The organism is Stenotrophomonas sp. STEN022, from assembly GCF_056760155.1.
In genome coordinates this window covers 1-19,415 of the sequence record NZ_JBRREG010000028.1, presented here as the reverse complement: position 1 = coordinate 19,415, position 19,415 = coordinate 1, and the positions used below count along the sequence as shown (strand labels likewise).

At 63.8% G+C, this 19,415-nt stretch carries 14 protein-coding genes; 12 read left to right on the top strand and 2 right to left on the bottom strand.

Going from position 1 to position 19,415, the window contains the following annotated elements:
- Positions 1-123: 123 nt before the first annotated feature.
- Positions 124-285 carry a hypothetical protein gene (locus tag ACVOMF_RS08000; protein ID WP_481508827.1) on the bottom strand — a complete coding sequence of 54 codons (162 nt, stop codon included), beginning with the start codon at positions 283-285 and terminating at the stop codon, positions 124-126.
- On the opposite strand from ACVOMF_RS08000, the gene ACVOMF_RS07995 reads away from it, so the two are divergent.
- From ACVOMF_RS07995 to ACVOMF_RS07965, 7 genes are all read left to right on the top strand, one after another.
- Positions 214-2,373, top strand: a complete 2,160-nt coding sequence (locus ACVOMF_RS07995) for a putative bifunctional diguanylate cyclase/phosphodiesterase (protein WP_481508824.1) — start codon at positions 214-216, stop codon at positions 2,371-2,373. The genes ACVOMF_RS08000 and ACVOMF_RS07995 overlap by 72 nt on opposite strands.
- 57 nt (positions 2,374-2,430) lie before the next feature.
- The gene (locus ACVOMF_RS07990; RefSeq protein ID WP_481508823.1) at positions 2,431-3,906 is read left to right on the top strand and encodes a ribosomal protein uL16 3-hydroxylase; all 1,476 of its coding nucleotides are present in this window, start codon (positions 2,431-2,433) and stop codon (positions 3,904-3,906) included.
- Positions 3,903-4,808 (top strand): GNAT family N-acetyltransferase, encoded by a 906-nt coding sequence (locus tag ACVOMF_RS07985; RefSeq protein ID WP_481508800.1) that lies wholly within the window; start codon positions 3,903-3,905, stop codon positions 4,806-4,808. The genes ACVOMF_RS07990 and ACVOMF_RS07985 overlap by 4 nt, the downstream gene beginning before the upstream one ends.
- Positions 4,809-4,982: 174 nt before the next feature.
- Positions 4,983-7,814, top strand: coding sequence for a 2-oxoglutarate dehydrogenase E1 component (locus ACVOMF_RS07980; protein ID WP_481508799.1), 2,832 nt, complete (start codon positions 4,983-4,985; stop codon positions 7,812-7,814).
- Between the two features lie 42 nt (positions 7,815-7,856).
- Positions 7,857-9,053: a dihydrolipoyllysine-residue succinyltransferase gene (sucB, locus tag ACVOMF_RS07975; RefSeq protein ID WP_481508798.1), complete on the top strand. Its 1,197-nt coding sequence runs from the start codon at positions 7,857-7,859 to the stop codon at positions 9,051-9,053.
- Between the two features lie 128 nt (positions 9,054-9,181).
- On the top strand, positions 9,182-10,606 hold the full coding sequence (gene lpdA / locus ACVOMF_RS07970) for a dihydrolipoyl dehydrogenase (protein ID WP_296246216.1): 1,425 nt from the start codon (positions 9,182-9,184) through the stop codon (positions 10,604-10,606).
- Positions 10,607-10,731: 125 nt separating this feature from the next.
- Positions 10,732-11,325, top strand: coding sequence for an LOG family protein (locus ACVOMF_RS07965; RefSeq protein ID WP_282272078.1), 594 nt, complete (start codon positions 10,732-10,734; stop codon positions 11,323-11,325).
- Positions 11,326-11,538: 213 nt separating this feature from the next.
- On the opposite strand, the gene ACVOMF_RS07960 is transcribed toward ACVOMF_RS07965, so the two are convergent.
- Positions 11,539-14,466 carry a bifunctional diguanylate cyclase/phosphodiesterase gene (locus ACVOMF_RS07960; protein ID WP_481508797.1) on the bottom strand — a complete coding sequence of 976 codons (2,928 nt, stop codon included), beginning with the start codon at positions 14,464-14,466 and terminating at the stop codon, positions 11,539-11,541.
- A gap of 152 nt (positions 14,467-14,618) precedes the next feature.
- Between ACVOMF_RS07960 and ACVOMF_RS07955 the strand changes: the two genes are divergently transcribed.
- The 5 genes from ACVOMF_RS07955 to ACVOMF_RS07935 all read left to right on the top strand — a co-directional run bounded on the left by ACVOMF_RS07955 (position 14,619) and on the right by ACVOMF_RS07935 (position 18,945).
- Positions 14,619-15,176 (top strand): RNA polymerase sigma factor, encoded by a 558-nt coding sequence (locus ACVOMF_RS07955; RefSeq protein ID WP_282271923.1) that lies wholly within the window; start codon positions 14,619-14,621, stop codon positions 15,174-15,176.
- Complete coding sequence (locus ACVOMF_RS07950; RefSeq protein ID WP_481508796.1) at positions 15,173-16,225, top strand: hypothetical protein; 1,053 nt, start codon at positions 15,173-15,175, stop codon at positions 16,223-16,225. The genes ACVOMF_RS07955 and ACVOMF_RS07950 overlap by 4 nt, the downstream gene beginning before the upstream one ends.
- A gap of 46 nt (positions 16,226-16,271) precedes the next feature.
- Positions 16,272-16,868, top strand: a complete 597-nt coding sequence (locus tag ACVOMF_RS07945; RefSeq protein ID WP_481508795.1) for an IMPACT family protein — start codon at positions 16,272-16,274, stop codon at positions 16,866-16,868.
- Positions 16,861-18,630, top strand: a complete 1,770-nt coding sequence (locus ACVOMF_RS07940) for an ABC transporter transmembrane domain-containing protein (RefSeq protein WP_481508794.1) — start codon at positions 16,861-16,863, stop codon at positions 18,628-18,630. Before ACVOMF_RS07945 ends, ACVOMF_RS07940 begins: the two co-directional genes overlap by 8 nt.
- A 99-nt stretch (positions 18,631-18,729) precedes the next feature.
- Positions 18,730-18,945 (top strand): hypothetical protein, encoded by a 216-nt coding sequence (locus tag ACVOMF_RS07935; protein WP_481508793.1) that lies wholly within the window; start codon positions 18,730-18,732, stop codon positions 18,943-18,945.
- The last annotated feature ends 470 nt before the right edge of the window (positions 18,946-19,415 follow it).

Here is a 19,415-nt window from a genome sequence, read left to right as displayed (position 1 = left end):
CCGGGCAGGACCCCAGGGTCCTGCAGCACAGGCTGCCGTGACTGCCGTAGCGCCCCAGTGGCAATCGCGGCGTCTTTTCACTACCGCCGTTGTGTACAGGGGGACCTAATGGGTGCTGCCGAACTACTCCAGGAATTGATCCAGCGCATCGGCCTGGATCAGGCTGAGCTTGCCGAACGCCACCAGCTGCTTGAATGGCAGGATGGTGACAGGCTGGCGCTCAATCACGCCGCGGGAAGCGTCGCAGGCGCCCAGCGCGACTTCATAGACAAGCTCTACCAACATCTGGAACAGTTCCCGGCGCCGTCAGCACAACTGGACGATGCAGCCATGCTGCAGCGCCTCAAACAAAAGCAACTGCAGTACTACCAGCAGTTGTGGCAAGGCCCTTACGATGACCACTACCTGCACAACCGGCTGCGCATCGGTCTGATCCACCATCTGAACCAGGTCGACCTGAAGTGGTACCTGGGCGCCTATCGGCTGTATCTGCATGAAATGAGCAAGCGCCTGTGCGCTGACAGCGATCGCGTGGAACTGCTGTGCAGTCTGCTCAAAGCAGTATTTTTCGACATGACCATCGCCATCGACACCTACAGCGCTGCGCAACGCAAGGCGCTGGAAGACAGTGAAGCGCGCTTGGCGCGGGCACTGCGCGGCGCCAATGATGGCATCTGGGACTGGCACGTCGGCAAAGACAGCCTGTACGTGTCCGGGCGCTGGGCGGAAATGATCGGGATGCCCGCGGACAACCTCGGTCGCACCAGCCATTGCTGGTACGCGCGCGTACACCCTGATGATCTGCCAGGCCTGCGCAACGCCATCCACCTGCATCTCACCGGCATCACCGAGTCCATCCACCACGAATACCGCATCCGTCGCCACGATGGTGAATGGCTGTGGGTGCTGAGCCGCGGCATTGCCGAGGCCGACAGCAAGGGCGAGATCCGCGTGACCGGATCGCAGACGGATATCAGCCGCAGAAAGAAAATCGAACAGGAACTGCACCACGCTGCCCGCCACGACCCCCTGACCGGACTGGCCAACCGTCTGCGCCTGGATGAGCTGCTTGCCAGCATCCAACAATCGCCCGCTGCCACTGCTGCCGCGGCCAGCCTGTTGTTCATCGACCTCGACCGTTTCAAACTGATCAACGACAGCTTTGGGCATCTGTTCGGTGATCGCGTGCTGATCCTGGTCGGCGAGCGCCTGAGCCAGTGCCTGGGCCAGGACGACCACCTGTTCCGCTTTGGTGGTGACGAGTTCGTGGTGCTGCTCACCCATCCGGCCAGCGCCACCAACCCCGAACAGGTTGCCCAGCGCATCCTCTCGCACCTGCACCAGCCGATGCAGCTGGACGAACGAACCCTGGTGGTCAATGCCAGCATCGGCATCGCAAGGCTGCAACACACCCCCGATCAGGAAGACGCCCTGCAATCGGCCGACCTCGCCTTGCACCTTGCGAAAAAAGGCGGAAAAGCCCAGTTCGCGTACTACAGCAACGAGCTACAAGCCGCCGCCATGCGTCAGCTCGAGCTGGAAAGCGCCCTTGGGCAGGCCTTGCACCGGCAGGAATTCGAGCTGCACTACCAGCCCATCCACGACCTGGCACAGCCGCAGGCACGGCTGGTCGGGGTTGAAGCCCTGCTGCGCTGGAAACACAACGGGCACCTGATTGCGCCGCTGGAGTTCATTCCATCACTGGAAGAATCCGGCGAAATCATCGCCGTTGGTGAATGGGTGCTGCGACAAGCCTGTCAGCAGACCCGGCGCTGGCAACTAGCCGGTCATGTGCACCTGTACTGCTCGGTAAACCTGTCGCACCGCCAACTGCAACAGGACAGCTTCGTCAGCACGGTAATCTGCGCACTGCGCAGCAGCGGCCTGCCTGCAACCAGCCTGGTTCTGGAGCTTACCGAAACCCAGCTGATGCAGGACAGCGCGTCGGTACTGGCCACCCTGCGGCAACTGGCCGAAATGGGTGTCCGCCTTGCGCTGGATGATTTCGGCACCGGCTACTCTTCGCTGAGCTATCTGAAACGGTTTCCATTGCACATTTTAAAAATCGACAAGAGCTTCATCGGCGGTGTTCCACAAGATACCGAGCTGAGCCTGATCAGCCGCGCCATCATCGGGCTGGGCCATAGCCTTGGACTGGAAGTCATTGCCGAGGGTGTCGAGCACGCACAGCATCTGGATTTCCTGCGCGAAGAACGTTGCACCCTCGCCCAAGGGTATCTATTCAGCCCCCCCTGCCCGGCCGAGGCCCTGAGCGAGTTGTTGCAGGACGATACATGGGCACACCCCTCGATTTCGGCGGTCTTCACGCCCGTCGAGCCGAATCCGTTAGGCGCTTTGGCAGCGCCTGGGTGAAAATGGTGTCCCGCCGCCCGATATCGGCCGGTTTTGATTTTGGCTTCCCCCAAGGTGTTGCGCACGATGAAAAAAACCTATCCGATTGAAGTCCAGGCCAAGCCCGGCCTGCCGCTGGGCATGAGCCCGGCTACCTTCCTGCGCGATTACTGGCAGAAGCGCCCGCTGTTGATCCGCGCCGCCTTCCCGGACTTCGAAACCCCGGTAATGCCGGAAGACCTCGCCGGCCTGGCCTGCGAAGAAGGTGCGCTGGCCCGCATTGTCAGCCATGACCGCGCCACCGACGGCTGGACCCTGCGTACCGGCCCGTTCCAGGAAGAAGACTTCCCCGGCATGCCCGACCACGACTGGACCCTGCTGGTGCAGGACGTGGACAAGTGGGACCCGGAAGTGCGCGCGCTGACCTCCTATTTCAACTTCCTGCCGCGCTGGCGCATGGACGACGTGATGATCAGCTTTGCCGCCACCGGCGGTTCGGTTGGCGCCCATGTCGACCAGTACGACGTGTTCCTGCTGCAGGCCCACGGCCAGCGCCGCTGGCAGATCGATGCCAGTGAGTCAACCAAGGGCAAGCGCCCGTCGCTGGAGTTCCGCCCCGACGTGGAACTGAAGCTGCTGAAGAAGTTCAAGGCCACCCACGATTGGGTGCTGGGCCCGGGCGACATGCTGTACCTGCCGCCGAACGTGCCGCACAACGGCGTTGCGGTGAACCCCTGCTTGACCTTCTCGTTCGGTATGCGCGCACCGTCTTCGGCCGAGCTGATCAGCGATTATCTGGACGATCTGGTCGCCGATGCCGACGAATCGATCCGCTTCCAGGACCCGGACCTGAAGCTGCCGGAAGACCCGAACGAGATCGACGAGGCCGCAATGAAGCGCGTGGTCGCCGCACTCAACGCGTTGCGCATGAACGACCCGGATCGCCTCGGCAACTGGTTTGGCCGCTTCATCACCACCTACCGCGCCGCCGGCGACATCCTGCCCTCGCAGGCACCGCCGTCGCCGGAAGACGTGGTCGCCGAGCTGGAGAACGGCGGCGTGCTTGAGCGTCACCCCTGGGCCCGCCTGGCCTGGCGCCGTGCCACCCGTGGTGCCTCGCTGTACTGCTCCGGCCTGGCGTTCCAGCTGTCGATCAAGGACGCACAGACCCTGGCCGGCGCCGAGCAGATCGATATCACCCTGTTCAACAAGCTCGGCAACAAGGGCCGAGATGCGCTGATGGAACTGATCGTCGGCGGCCATTACCAGCTGCTGGACGTGGAAACCATTGCCGCCATGCTCGCCGAGCAGGATGCGCTGGAAGCCATGGAAGACGTGGCCGAGGAAGATTTCGAGGACGAGGACTTCGAAGACGAAGCCGATGCCCCGGAAGTCGAGATCGAAGTGATCGAGTACAGCGAAGCCGGTGAAGGCGAGCCGTCCAGCGCCAGCATCGAGACCGTGCTGGTCAATGAGGAAGGCGTCGAGGTCGTGGTGATCTGCGACGACGGCGAGGAAGAAGACGAAGACGACGCGGAAACCCCGTCGGCATGAGTCAAACCGCGATCTTCCATGTAGAGATCGCCGACTATGCCGTGCAGCAGACCCTGCTGCACGGCGTGCGTCATACCGTATTTGTCGGTGAGCAGCACGTCCCGGTCGAGCTGGAAATAGACGAGCTGGACCCACTCAGCGACCACGCCCTGGCCTTGGATGAACACGGCCAAGCCATCGGGGCCGCCCGCTTGACCCCCGACCAGCGCATCGGCCGGATGGCCGTACTTGCCGCCTGGCGCGGCAAAGGCGTCGGCCAAGCCTTGCTGAATGCGCTATTGAGCGCCGCCCGCAAACGCGGCTGGGGCGAAGTCAACCTGCATGCCCAGCTGCATGCCCGCGACTTCTATGCCTGCAATGGCTTTCTGCCGGAAGGCGTTGAATTTGAAGAAGCCGGCATCGGCCACCAGACCATGCGCCGGCGTCTGGACGGTGCGATGCGAGTGCAGGACCCGGATCAGGCCCGCGCCGCCATGGCCGCGGTCATCCACGGCGCACGTCGCCACCTGCACCTTCAGCTGCGCGGCAACGACGCCCTTCTCGGTCAGCCACTGGTATTGGATGCGCTGCGCCGGTTTGCCACCGCCCGCCACGACAAGCAGGTACTGGTGCTGCTGCACGAAGCCGACCTGCCAGCCCTGCCCGCGGCCTTCATCGCCCTGGCGCAGCGCCTGCCCAGTGTGTTCAAACTACGTGAGCCGGTAGACCCGATGGACTGCGAGGTCAGTTCGGCCGCTATCAGCAACGATCGGGGCGACTGCTACTTTCGTCCAATGGGCGCCCGCGTCGAAGGCGAGCTGTCGCTGGACAGCCCCGCCCGCGCGCAGCAGCAGGAAGCGCTGTTCAAGCGTATCTGGGAGCGTTCACCTGATTGCAGCGGGCTTCGCGTACTGGGTGTCTGAGCATTGGCCGGGGCAGGACAAGCCGCAGTCAGGTATTAATGCGCGGGACAGTGTAGGTGCCCCTTCCTGTCCAGTGAGGGGTATAATTTCGTGGTTAGAACACGCCCGCGCGGGACGCTGTAGCAGGTCCGCCGGTTCCCAGAACTACCCCACAAGTGAATCCGACTCTCCATCGTGGACAATCTACTGAAGCAGTTTGCGCAATCATCGCAGCTCGCCGGCGGCAACGCCTCCTATGTCGAGGACCTGTACGAACAGTACCTCGTCTCCCCGGACAGTGTGGACCCCAAGTGGAAGTCCTACTTTGACGGCTTCAAAGGCCGCGAAGCTGGCGATGTGCCGCACTCTGCCGCCATCGCACACATCACCGAAGCCGCAAAGAATGCTGGCAAGGTCGGCGCCAACGCCGGTTCCGGCGACGAGCGCGAGCGCAATGTCGGCCGCCTGATCACCGCCTACCGTTCGCGCGGCCACCTCGGCGCCAAGCTTGATCCGCTGGGCCTGACCCCGCCGGTCAACCCGCCGGACCTGGGCCTGCCCTTCCACCACCTCAGCGATGCCGACCTCAACGACGAGTTCAGCACCGGCGGTGTCGGCGGCCAGCCGCGGATGAAGCTGCGTGACCTGGTTGCCCGCCTGAAGGCGACGTATACCGGCTCGATCGGCGCAGAGTTCATGTATATCGCCGAAGTCGAGCAGCGTCAGTGGCTCTACCAGCGCCTTGAGGCTGCCGGTGGCAACTACAACCTGGATGCCGACACCAAGCGTCGCACCCTGGAACGCCTGACCGCGGCCGAAGGCCTTGAGCGTTACCTGCACACCAAGTACGTCGGCCAGAAGCGCTTCTCGCTGGAGGGCGGCGACTCGCTGATCCCGATGATGGACACCATCATCCGTGATGCCGGCAAGGACGGCGTCAAGGACGTGATCATCGGCATGGCCCACCGCGGCCGCCTGAACGTACTGGTCAACACCCTCGGCAAGAACCCGCGCAAGCTGTTCGACGAGTTCGAAGGCAAGTTCGAGCACGACGATCGCGCCGTTGCCGGTGACGTGAAGTACCACATGGGCTTCTCGGCCGACGTCGCCAGCGATGGCGGCCCGGTGCACCTGGCTCTGGCCTTCAACCCGTCGCACCTTGAAATCGCCGATCCGGTGGTTGTCGGCTCGGTGCGCTCGCGCCAGGAACGCCGCAACGACACCGCGCGCAAGCAGGTGATGCCGGTCCTGATCCACGGCGATGCCGCATTCGCCGGCCAGGGCGTGGTGATGGAGCTGTTCCAGATGTCGCAGGCCCGCGGTTTCGCGGTCGGCGGCACCGTGCACATCGTCATCAACAACCAGGTGGGCTTCACCACCTCCAACCGCGACGACTCGCGCTCGACCCTGTACTGCACCGACATCGCCAAGATGGTCGCCGCACCGGTCCTGCATGTGAACGGCGACGATCCCGAAGCCGTGGTGTTCGCGGCCAAGCTGGCCTATGACTTCCGCCAGCAGTTCAACAAGGACGTCGTGATCGACCTGGTCTGCTACCGCCGTTGGGGCCATAACGAAGCCGACGAACCGGCGATCACCCAGCCGCTGATGTACCAGGTGATCCGCAAGCACAAGACCACCCGCGAGCTCTACGCAGAGCAGCTGGAAGCCGCAGGCGTGATCGCCGCCGGCGCCGGCAAGGAAATGGTTGACACCTACCGCAACAAGCTCGATTCCGGTGAAGTCACCACCGAGCTGGCCACCGTCGAAAAGACCCCGGCCACCAGCAAGATGTTCGTCAACTGGCCGAAGTACCTGTCGGGCAAGCTGTCCGACCCGGTCAGCACCAAGGTCGACATGGGCAAGCTGACCCAGCTGGCCACCATGATCAACACCATTCCGGAAGGCGTGGAAGTGCACTCGCGCGTTGCCAAGGTGTACGACGACCGTCGCAAGATGGCCGCCGGTGAAATCCTCGGCGACTGGGGCTTTGCCGAGAACCTGGCCTACGCAACGCTGCTGGACGAAGGCAATGGCCTGCGCCTGGTCGGCCAGGACGTCGGCCGCGGCACCTTCACCCACCGCCACGCCATCCTGCACGACCAGAAGACCGACGCCTACTACCTGCCGCTGCGTCAGCTGGTCGAGTCGCCGGAACAGGCCACCATCATCGATTCGCTGCTCAGCGAAGAAGCGGTGATGGCATTTGAATACGGCTTCTCCACCACCGACCCGAACACCCTGTGCATCTGGGAAGGCCAGTTCGGCGACTTCGCCAACGGCGCCCAGGTCGTGATCGACCAGTTCATCGCCTCCGGCGAAGCAAAGTGGGGCCGTATCTCCGGCCTGACCCTGCTGCTGCCGCACGGCTATGAAGGCCAGGGCCCGGAGCACAGCTCGGCGCGCCTTGAGCGCTTCCTGCAGCTGTGCGCACTGGAGAACATGCTGGTCTGCGTGCCGTCGACCCCGGCGCAGGCATTCCACATGCTGCGTCGCCAGATGCGCATGGACACCCGCAAGCCGCTGGTTGTCATGTCGCCCAAGTCGCTGCTGCGTCACAAGCTGGCCGTGTCCAGCCTGGATGAAATGGCCAATGGCGAGTTCCAGCACCTGATCGGCGACGCCACCGCGGACGCCAAGAAGGTCAAGCGCGTGGTCGTCTGCTCGGGCAAGGTCTACTACGACCTGCTGGAAGACGTGACCAAGCGCGGCCAGGATGACGTTGCACTGGTACGCGTGGAACAGCTCTACCCGTTCCCGCGCCCGGCGCTGGCTGCCGAACTGAAGAAGTACGGCAAGGCAACCGACGTCGTGTGGTGCCAGGAAGAGCCGATGAACCAGGGTGCGTGGTACCAGATCAAGCACCACCTGCAGGCATGCGTGGCCGATGGCCAGGCCCTGCACTATGCCGGTCGCCCGCGTTCTCCGTCGCCTGCTGTTGGCCACATGTCCGATCACCTGCGCGAACTCGCACAGCTGCTCGCCGACGCGCTGGTCAACAAGATCGACGACAACTACGCCGAATAAGCCCCCTTTTCCACAAGAAAACGAAACCAGGAAATCAGCCAAATGGCCACCGAAGTCAAAGTACCGGTACTGCCCGAATCCGTCTCCGACGCCACCATCGCCACCTGGCACAAGAAGGCTGGCGAGGCCGTCAAGCGTGATGAGAACCTGCTCGACCTGGAAACCGACAAGGTCGTGTTGGAAGTACCGGCGCCGGTTGATGGCGTGCTGAAGGAAATCAAGTTCCAGGAAGGCGACACCGTCACCTCGAGCCAGATCCTGGCCATCATCGAGGAAGGCGCGGTTGCCGCTGCCGCCCCGGCCGCAGCTGCCGAGGCACCGAAGGCTGCTGCCCCGGCCGCCGCTCCGGCTGCTGCCGCTGCACCGGCCCCGGCTGCCAAGTCGGCCGCCGATGCCCTGCCCCCGGGCGCCCGCTTCTCGGCCATCACCGAAGGCGTGAACCCGGCTGACGTGTCCGGTACCGGCCGTCATGGCGCCGTGACCAAGGAAGACATCGTCAACTTCGCCCGCAACGGCGGCGTCGGCAAGGCCGGCGGTGCACGTCCGGAAGAACGCGTGCCGATGACCCGCATGCGCAAGCGCATTGCCGAGCGCCTGATGCAGTCGAAGAACTCGACCGCCATGCTGACCACCTTCAACGAAGTCAACCTGTCCAAGGTCTCGGCTGCGCGCAAGGAACTGCAGGAAGAATTCGTCAAGGCCCACGGCATCAAGCTGGGCTTCATGAGCTTCTTCGTGAAGGCTGCCGCCAACGCGCTGCAGCGCTTCCCGCTGGTCAATGCCTCGATCGATGGTGACGACATCATCTATCACGGCTACTCGGACATCTCGATCGCCGTGTCCACCGAGAAGGGTCTGGTGACCCCTGTGCTGCGCAACGTCGAGCGCATGTCGTTTGCCGACATCGAGAAGGCCATTGCCGACTACGCCAAGAAGGCCCGTGACGGCAAGCTGTCGCTGGAAGAACTGCAGGGCGGTACCTTCACCGTGACCAACGGTGGCACCTTCGGCTCGCTGATGTCGACCCCGATCGTCAACCCGCCGCAGAGCGCCATCCTCGGCATGCACGCCATCAAGGACCGTCCGATCGCCGAGAACGGCCAGATCGTGATCGCCCCGATGATGTACCTGGCCATGTCCTATGACCACCGCATCATCGACGGCAAGGATTCGGTGCAGTTCCTGGTGGACATCAAGAACCAGTTGGAAAACCCGGGCCGCATGCTGTTCGGTCTGTAATTCCGCTCGAAGCCCCTCTCCCTCCGGGAGAGGGGTTGGGGTGAGGGCCTCGGCCCTCCCGCACCCTCATCCGGCGCTTCGCGCCACCTTCTCCCGCAGGGGAAGGGATTGGTACCAAGGAATCTCAAATGGCTGAACAATTCGACGTCGTCGTCATCGGTGCTGGTCCGGCCGGCTACCACGCTGCCATCCGCGCCGCACAGCTGGGCCTGAAGACCGCCTGCATCGATGCAGCGCTGGGCAAGGACGGCAAGCCGGCACTGGGCGGCACCTGCCTGCGCGTGGGCTGCATCCCGTCCAAGGCGCTACTGGACTCCTCGCGCCAATACTGGAACATGGGCCACATCTTCGATCAGCACGGCATCAGCTTCAACGACGCCAAGATCGACGTGAACAAGATGGTCGGCCGCAAGGACGCCATCGTGAAACAGTTCACCGGCGGCATCGCCCAGTTGTTCAAGGCCAACAAGGTTGCCACCTACTATGGCTTCGGCCAGCTGCAGGCCGGCAACGTGGTCAAGGTCAAGCAGCACGACGGTTCGGAAGTCGAGCTCAAGGGCACCAACGTCATCATCGCCGCCGGTTCGGATTCGATCGAACTGCCGTTCGCCAAGTTTGACGGCAAGCACATCGTCGACAACGTCGGCGCACTGGACTTCACCGAAGTGCCGAAGCGCCTGGCCGTGATCGGTGCCGGTGTGATCGGCCTGGAACTGGGCAGCGTGTGGAAGCGCCTGGGTTCGGACGTCACCATCCTGGAAGCACTGCCGGACTTCCTGGCTGCTGCCGATGCTGAAGTCGCCAAGGTTGCCGCCAAGGAATTCAAGAAGCAGGGCCTGAACATCCTGCTCAACGCCAAGGTCTCCAAGACCGAGATCAAGGGCGAAGAAGTCATCGTCAGCTACACCGATGCCGAAGGCGAGAAGAGCCTGACCGTCGACAAGCTGCTGGTGGCCGTTGGCCGTCGCGCTGCCAGCAAGGGCCTGTTGGCCGATGGCACCGGCGTGCAGATCAACGAGCGCGGCCAGATCGTGGTTGACGACCATTGCCACACCGGCGTCGATGGCGTGTGGGCAGTGGGTGACTGCGTGCGCGGCCCGATGCTGGCCCACAAGGGCTTTGAGGAAGGCGTCGCCGTGGCTGAGCTGATCGCTGGCCTGCCGGGCCACGTCAACTTCGACACCATTCCGTGGGTCATCTACACCGAGCCGGAACTGGCATGGGTCGGCAAGACCGAAGCCCAGCTCAAGGCAGAGGGCATCCCGTACAAGGCCGGCAGCTTCCCGTTCGCCGCCAACGGCCGCGCCGTCGCCATGGTGGAGCCGGCTGGCTTCGTCAAGGTGCTGGCACATGCCGAAACCGACCGCGTGCTCGGCATGCACCTGGTCGGCGCCAATGTCTCCGAGCTGGTGCACGAAGGTGTGCTGACCATGGAGTTCAGCGGCTCGTCCGATGACCTGGCCCGCATCTGCCACGCCCACCCGTCGCTGTCCGAGGCAGTGCACGACGCGGCAATGGCAGTGACCAAGCGCGCCATCCACAAGGCCAACTAAGCTCCACGACCTGTGACCTGAAGGCTCCGCTCCGGCGGAGCCTTCTTGCTTTTGTAGTCCCCGGTCTGCGTGCGTATTCATCGGCAGCAGAGCGACCACCTCTTCCCATCCATCAGGAACAACACATGAAGTCCATCTGCGTCTATTGCGGCTCCAATCCCGGCGCCAAGCCCATCTACGTCGAACGCGCCACCGAGTTGGGCACGCGCATCGCCAACGAAGGCCTGCGCCTGGTCTATGGTGGCGGCCGTACCGGCCTGATGGGCGCGGTAGCCGATGGCGTGCTGGCGGCAGGTGGCGAAGTCACCGGCGTGATCCCGCAGCACCTGGTGGACATGGAAGTGGCACACAAGGGCGTGACCTCGCTGGAGATCGTCGGCTCCATGCATGAGCGCAAGTCGCGCATGTTCGATCTGTCCGATGCCTTCGTCGCCCTGCCCGGCGGCTTCGGTACCGCCGAGGAGATCTTCGAGATGCTGACCTGGCGTCAGCTCGGCATTGGCCACAAGCCCTGCGCCTTCCTCGACATCGACGGCTTCTACCAGCCACTGATCGGCATGATCGACACCATGGTCAGCGAGCGTTTCCTGCACCCGGAACAGCGCGAAGACCTGTGGTACGGCGACGACGCCACGCAGATGCTGGAGTGGATGCGCAATTACTCGCCGGCGCAGGCCGACAAGTGGTTCGACGAGAAGAAGCGCAACGCGCTGCGTTGAGCCACTCGTGGCGTCTCGCCTTTGCCCGCCCCCACAAACCCCCACCCCCCGGGTGGGGGGCGGGGCTAACCCCCCGAAGCTCTTACACCACACAGATCATCGGCATTCAAAGTCCGCAACAGCAACATCCAAGGCGCATCGTGCAATTGCAGCCGATGCGCGACAGATATATTGGCGGCTTCGCGGCTCACGCCGCTCCCACAAGGCCGGCGCTTATGCGCGCTGCAGGGTCTCTTCGCGCGCGGCCGGGTAGCCCAGCAGGTAGCCCTGGCCGAAGTTGCAGCCCAGCTCCGTCAGGGTTTGCAGCTGCCGTTCATTCTCGATGCCCTCGCCTATCGTCTCGATGCCCAGCGTGCGTGCAAGTGACAGCACGCCTTCCACCAGCGCAAGCGTGCTGTTGCTGCCTTCATCATGCAGGCCGGCAACAAAGCTGCGGTCCACCTTCAGCGCACTGATCGGGAAGCGATGCAGATAGGACAGCGCCGAATAGCCGGTACCGAAGTCATCCAGCTGCACCACCACGCCGCGTTCACGCAGCTGGTGCAGGGCGCGCAAGGTGCGCGGCTCGTCATCGAGCAAGGCCATCTCGGTGATCTCAACACGCAAGCGCCCGGGGTCAGCACCCGCCGCATCCAGCATCCCCAGCAGCCGCGGCGCAAATTCAGCCGAACGGAAGTGCCGTGGCGATACGTTGACCGAGATGTAACCAGCAGCCGAAGCCGCCATGTCCTGCATCACCTGCTCGTAGATCTGCCAGTCCACCTGCTCGATCAGGCCGCTCTCTTCGCCCAGCGATAGAAACTCCCCCGGCACCAGCACGCCGCGCCGCTCGTGCTGCCAGCGCAGCAGCGCCTCGTGGCCGACCACCTTGCCGTCAAGCAGTGACACGATGGGCTGGTAATAGGGCAGGAAGTCGCGCTTCTTGATCGCCCGTCGCAGGTCCGCTTCCAACTCCAGACTGCGCATCGCCTCGTCGTGCATCGCGCCGTCGAACATCACGCAACGGTCCTGGCCCTTGAGCTTGGCCCGGTACATGGCCGCATCCGCATCACGCAGCAGGTCCGCGCCAGAGGTATAGCGCGCATCCCATACCGCGATGCCGATGCTGCCGGACGGGAACAACTCGCGCCCGTCCACCCACATCGGCGCTTCCAGCGCCCTGAGCAGGCGCCGCCCCAGGTCCATCGCCGCATTCGAACCACGATCAGAGTGCACAAGCAGCGCGAATTCGTCGCCACCCAACCGCGCAACCACGTCATCACCACGGACCAGCCCCACCAGTCGGCGCGCGACCTCAACCAGCATCTGGTCGCCGGCTGCATGCCCAATACTGTCGTTGACCCACTTGAAGCGATCCAGGTCCAGGAACAGCAAGGCGAAATTCGGGGCGATACCCAGCTCCGCGTTCTCGATCGCACGTTCCAGTCGATCCTGCAGGTGCAGGCGGTTCGGCAGCCCGGTCAGCACGTCATGCATCGCAAGGTGGGTCAAACGCTGCTCGGCACGCATGCGTTCGCCAATCTGCCCCAGCAGCTTCTGGTTCACCTCGCCGAGCTCACGGGTGCGCTCGGTGACCCGCAGCTCCAGGTCGGCATGGGCCTGCACCAGGCGCTGTTGATCGCGTTGGCGGGCAAGACTGTTACCGATCGCGCGCGCAACAAATACCAACAGCCGTTGATCATCGGCGGTGAACGCCACCTCCGGGTTGTAGCTCTGCACCGCGATGACGCCTACTACTTCGTCATCGCTGAACAAGGGAACGCCCAGCCAGCACTGCGACTTGGCGCCGAATTCCTTCAAGTCCCCGGCCGCGATCAACCTGTCGATATCCGCACGCGTCAGCAGCACCGGCTCACGGCGCTGCAGCGCGTACTCAGTCAGGCCATCGCTGAAAATCCGGGTTGCGCGTTCGCGGTTGAAGCGATCGACTGAATAGACGAACTCGATGCCGGTCGCATCTGCAGTCACCATCGCCACGTAGAAATTGCTGGCATCCAGCAACCGGCCGATGATCTCGTGCACCTGCGCATAGAAATCGCCCGTGGCTTTGCCGCTCATCGCCAGCTCGGAGATGTTGAACAGCGCCGCCTGCAGCAATTCCGCGCGCCGACGCTCGATGATCTCGCCCTGCAGGTGGTCGTTGATGTTTTCCAGGTCCTGGGTGCGCTGCCAGACCCGCTGTTCCAGCTGCGCATGCGCCTGATGCCGATCCATCGCAGTAAGGATGTGTTTGGCAACGAAGTTCAGCAGCGCCAGCTCTTCCTCGCCATAGCAGGCATCGGCAACATAGCTCTGCACCACGATCGCACCACACACCCGGTTGTCCCGCCACATCGGCACACCCAGCCAGTCGGTGCTCTCCTCGCCCTCCGACACCTCGCACGGCTGTTCCAGATACTTTGCCAGCTCACGCGACGGCCCGCTCAGTGCACGGCCTTTACGCAGTACCGCAAAGGTCAAGCTGGCCGGCATTTCCTCGTAACGATAGCGACGCCCGGGCTCAGGCAGATAGCTGTCATGGGTATCAACGAAGTACAGGAATTCCAGGCTCTGCTGGTTTTCATCGCATTCGACGATGTAGCAGTTCTCCGCGTACATCAACGAACCAAGAATGCGGTGGAAATGCGCCATCATCTCGGTCATCGCCAGGTCGGCGCCGGCCAGATCGGCAATTTCGAACAGGGCCTTCTGCAGCTGCTTGGAGCGCTGCAGTTCTTCGATCTGGATGCGCTGGCGCATCAGCTCCATGGCCGAGCAGATCAGCGCCCGCGCAGTGCCCTCCCATGCTTGGCGGCGCGCAACCGGCAATGCCTGTTCGGGATCGATCAGCAGCACGTAGTCCGCGTCGCTGTCGTGACTCCATTCCAGCAGTTGGACGGAGCCGGGAAGATCTCTGGCCTTGCCTGCAAGGCAGTCACGCGCCAACTGGCATAGACCATCGGCGGATTCCGGGAAACTGTAGCTACCCTCGCCCAGCAGACCATCGCGCCACGCCAGCGCAACCGTGCTGACGGGAGGCAACAAGCTCTGCAATGTCGCTACCACTCTGGTGACCGGCGAAGATGTATCGGCGCGCTGGGTTTCGGCCTTCGCGTCAAGCTCGCTATACGACATGTATCCGTTCTCTCTGGGTCCCAGCATCCCGGAACTCCCCCCTGAACCCGCAGCATACCTTTCGCAGCGGTCAAGAGCAGTGCGTCGCAGAAAAAGATTCTTATTCACAATTATGAATGAAACCGCCACGAGCTCCCATTGAGCTAGGCAGAATCCAAGCCAACCACTACGCTTGCCGGGTGGATACCGCTGTCCAAACCCCTACCGATGAAGTGCTGATGTTGGCCTATGCCGACGGTGACAGCGATGCGTTCTCCGAGCTCTACGCCCGGCATCGCGCGCGGCTGTTCCACTATCTGCTCGGTCAACTGCGCGACCGGCCCTTGGCCGAGGAGCTCTTTCAGGACGTCTGGCAGAAGATGATCAATGCCCGCGCTGGCTGGAAGCCCGACGCGGCCTTCGCCACCTGGCTGTTCCGCATCGCCCACAACCGCCTCAACGACCATTGGCGGGCGGCCCGCCATCGCCCGGCAGCACCGGAAGATGCCGACGAGCGCACCGCGCGCCTGACCGACAACTGCACGCCGGAACTGTTGGCAGACGAACAGGCCCAGCGCCTGCAACTGCGTCAAGCCTTGGCTGAGCTGCCGCCGGAACAACAGGAAGTCGTGATCCTGCGACTGGAACAGGAACTCAGCCTGGAGGAGATCGGGCAGATCACCGGCGTTGGCCGGGAAACCGTCAAGTCGCGGCTGCGCTATGCGATGGACAAGCTGCGCGCGAGGTTGAGCGAATGAACATCCCAGACATGCTGACCCCCGAAGAGCGTGAGCTGGCCCGGCTGCTCGGGCGTCCTGGCGCTGGTGTCGCAGGGCCCAGCGCGCAGTTGGATACCCGGATTCTGGCCATGGCCCACGGCAACCCGCAGCCGCTGGCCCAGCCCCAATCAGAGACACAGGCTGCGCATCGCGAAGCACCCACGGCCAGCCTGCCCCCAGCATCGCGCAACCGTGGCTGGGGACGCCGCCGCGGACTGGTGTCTTCATTGGCTGTGGCAGCGTCACTGGTGCTGGTGGTTGGCCTGGCCTGGCAGCTGCGCCCGCTACCGCCGCAGCCAGCGATGCAGCACGCCGAAGTGGCCGCGCCTGCTGCCGATATGGCAGCCGCGGAGGCAGCTGCCGTTCCGGCCGCTGCGCCGTTGCCAAGCCAGGCAGCCGTAGATGCCGCCGCCCCGGCGCTTGCAGCGCCGCAAGCACGATCCATGGCAAGCGCGAAAGAGCGCAGCGCCGATACGGCACAAGCTGCGCAGGCAAATGTTGCGCGCAACGACGAAACGAACATCATCGAGCAACCCAGCACCAGCAATGCAGGGCAATCAGCACGTGCGTTCTCAACTGCACCGATCGCGCCCCCGCCACCGCCCGCGCCTCCCGCGGCACCAATGCCGATGATGGCCCCGGCACCTATGGCCGCCCCGGTTCAAGCCGAACAGACCATCAGCACCGCCGGGGCGCAAGCTGACCTCTATCGCAGCGAGGCCGCGCCAGCACGCGCTGCACCGCCACGTTCGACGCCTGCTGGCTCCACGCCGATTCCGCATGCTGGCACCAAGGCCGTAAGCAAAGCCGCCGATGCGCGTCGCCAGCGTGCCGAAGCCATCGCCGCCGACAGCACTCCTGACATCGAGGCCGACGCCACGCTGTCACGCCACCAATGGATAAAGCGCATCCGCGAGCGCCACGAAGCCGGTGATCTGGAAGGTGCAAAGGCCAGCCTGCGCCGCTTCGCCCACGACTACCCGGAAGCGCGCATTCCGCGCGATCTGCGGCCGCTGCTCAAGGATTGAGCAGCATCGGCTACCGCTTTGCAGCGCTGCCACTAGAATGACGGCAATGCTCGACACTCTCGCCGCACCCACCAGCCACGAGCTGGAGATCAAACACAGCCGCTTCCTCGCGCAGGCAGCGCCGATCAGCGATGCCAGCGCGGCGATGGCGTTCATCCAGTCAGTTTCGGATGCCGATGCCACCCACAATTGCTGGGCCTACCGGCATGGCAATGATTACCGCTCCAGCGACGATGGCGAGCCGGCAGGCACCGCCGGACGTCCAATTCTCGCCGCGATAGATGGTCAGGGTTACGACCGCATCGCTGTAGTGGTGACGCGCTGGTACGGCGGCATCAAGCTCGGTGCAGGTGGCCTGGTCCGGGCCTATGGCGGTACTGCTGCCGAATGCCTGCGGCTGGCCCAGCGCAGCCCTTTGGTGCCGATGACCGAGCGCATCCTGCAATGCGGCTTTGAGGACATGGGCATCGTGCACACCCTGCTCGGCGTCGCCGGCGCCGAGAAGCTTGAAGAACACTTCCTGCCCGAAGGCCTGCGCCTGCATGTGCGCCTGCCGGCAGACCAGATCGATGCGCTGGCACTGCGCCTGCGCGACGCCACCCGCGACCGCCTACGCCTGAGCGAACCCGTCGACCATGACTGAAGCCCCTTCCACACCGCCGCAACGCAAGCTGCAGAAGCTCGGCAGCCTGAAAACCCTGTGGCCATTCGTGCGCCGCCACGCCGGCCTGTTCACCGCGTGGCTGGTCGCACTGGCAGTGTCCTCGACGGCGACCTTGAGCCTGCCGATGGCGGTCAAGCAGATGATCGACCACGGCTTCTCCGGTGGCGGCGATATCAACCGCGCTTTCATGCTGCTCTTCATCGTTGCCGTAGTGCTGGCATTGGCGACTGCCGCGCGCTTCTTCTTCGTGTCTTTGCTGGGTGAGAAAGTCGTCGCCGACCTGCGCGGCAAACTCTATGCACACCTGATCGGCCTGGACGCCGGTTTCCACGACCGCACCCGCAGCGGCGAGCTGGTCTCGCGGCTGACCGCCGACAGCGAATTGCTGCGCAGCGTGATCGGCTCGACCATGTCGGTGGCACTGCGCAGCAGCGTTACCGTGATCGGCGCGATGGTGATGCTGTTCGTCACCAGCCCACACCTGGCGGTGTACTCGCTGATCGGTATTCCGCTGGCGGTACTGCCCATCGTGCTCGGTGCACGCCAGTTGCAGAAGATCTCCCGCGCCAGCCAGGACCGCGTCGCCGACGCCAATGCCCTGGCCTCGGAAACGCTCGGCGCGGTGCGTACCGTGCAGGCGCATGCCCGCGAACCCTACGAGCGTGGCCGCTTCGAGGCCGCGCTGGAAATCTCCGTGGCCACTGCAAAGCGCCGCATCCGCACCCAGTCCTTCGTCACCGCCATCGCCATCGTGCTGGTATTCGGCGCCATCGTGGCGGTACTGTGGTCGGGCGCGCACGACGTCGTCGACGGCCGCATGACGGCAGGCACGCTGGGCCAGTTCGTGCTGTACGCCTTGATCGGCGGTGGCTCGGTCGGCGCTTTGGCGGAAGTCTGGAATGAGCTGCAGCGCGCCTCCGGCGGCATGGGCCGCATTGGTGAACTGCTGGCCGAGAGCCCACAGATCACCGCACCCGCACAGCCGCATCCACTGCCATCACCGGTTCGCGGCGAAATACGCTTCGAGCATGTGTCGTTCCATTACCCGCAACGCCCGGATCATCCGGCGCTGGATGATTTCAGCCTGACCGTGGCGCCGGGCGAAACCGTGGCCCTGGTCGGCCCCTCCGGCGCCGGCAAAAGCACTGTGTTGTCGCTGCTGCTGCGTTTCCATGATCCGGACAGCGGCAATCTGCGCCTGGACGGCGTCGACCTGCGTGAGCTTGATCCGGCACAGCTGCGCCAGAGTATTGCGCTGGTGCCACAACAGCCGGCCCTGTTTGCTGCCAGCGCTGCCGACAACATCCGCTATGGCCGGCTCGAAGCCAGCGAAGACGAAGTTCGCGCCGCCGCGCGCTCGGCCGAGGCCGACGATTTCCTGATGCAGTTGCCGGAAGGCTATGCCAGCGACCTGGGCGAACGCGGCGCGCGCCTGTCCGGCGGCCAGCAGCAGCGCGTGGCCATTGCCCGCGCCCTGCTCAAGGACGCACCGGTGCTTCTATTGGACGAAGCAACCAGCGCACTGGATGCGCAAAGCGAACGCGCCGTGCAACAGGCGCTTGAGCGCCTGATGGCCGGCCGCACCACGCTGGTCATCGCCCATCGGCTGGCAACGGTATTGAAGGCGGACCGCATCGTAGTGATGGACCACGGTCGCATCGTCGCGCAGGGCACGCATGCTGAACTGTTGGCCCAGGATGGCTTGTACGCCGAACTGGCGCGACTGCAATTCATAGATTGAGAACGCTGCGGTAACGCATCGCTAACAAGGCCGGCGGCAAGCTCACACGGTGGTCGCACTGATACAGCGCGATCACCTTCTCTGCATTGGAGGCGAGCTATGGCGTTCCGACAATTCCCCGCAACCACCCGTGATGGCGAGAGCTGCATCGTCATCGAATTTTTAGACGAGCCAAGCAGCACCCAAGCCAGTAGTACAACCCGACCGCCGCGGTATGAGCTTGCCGATGGCCGGCCGCTACTGCGTCGGGGCAGCGACCTGTTCAGTGCCGATGGCGAAGTCAGCCTGTCGATGAACCAGCCCTACCGGGCCTGATTCCCAGCTTCTGCAGCGCGCCGTGATCATTGCCGGCGCGCATCAGGATGGCCCCGTGCCGGCAGGCCGGGTAATTCTGAATACGCTTTGCCGATGCAGCTCGCGACTGATCAAATTTTCACCAATCATCTTGACAGCCTTGTGCTGCAAGGGATGCCAGCGATTATCCACATGCTTGCACACACACCACTGTGGATTAAGTCGCAGCTGGTGAGACGCAAATAAGCTTGAGCCCCCTCCCTTTTGCGCAGCAAAGGGGAGGGTTGGGGAGGGGTGCTTTAGCCGCCATGGCTTTTGTGGGAGCGGCGTAAGCCACGAAGCTCCCGCCACCAGCCGAAGCCGATAGCGCATTGCAGTTGCCAAGGTGTCGTAATCGTTCGGGATCGCCAGCTTCGCGGGGTAACCCCCGCCCAACGCAACGAAAAATAAAGCACGCATAACGCACCCGCCCCCGGCCAAAAACCCAGCGA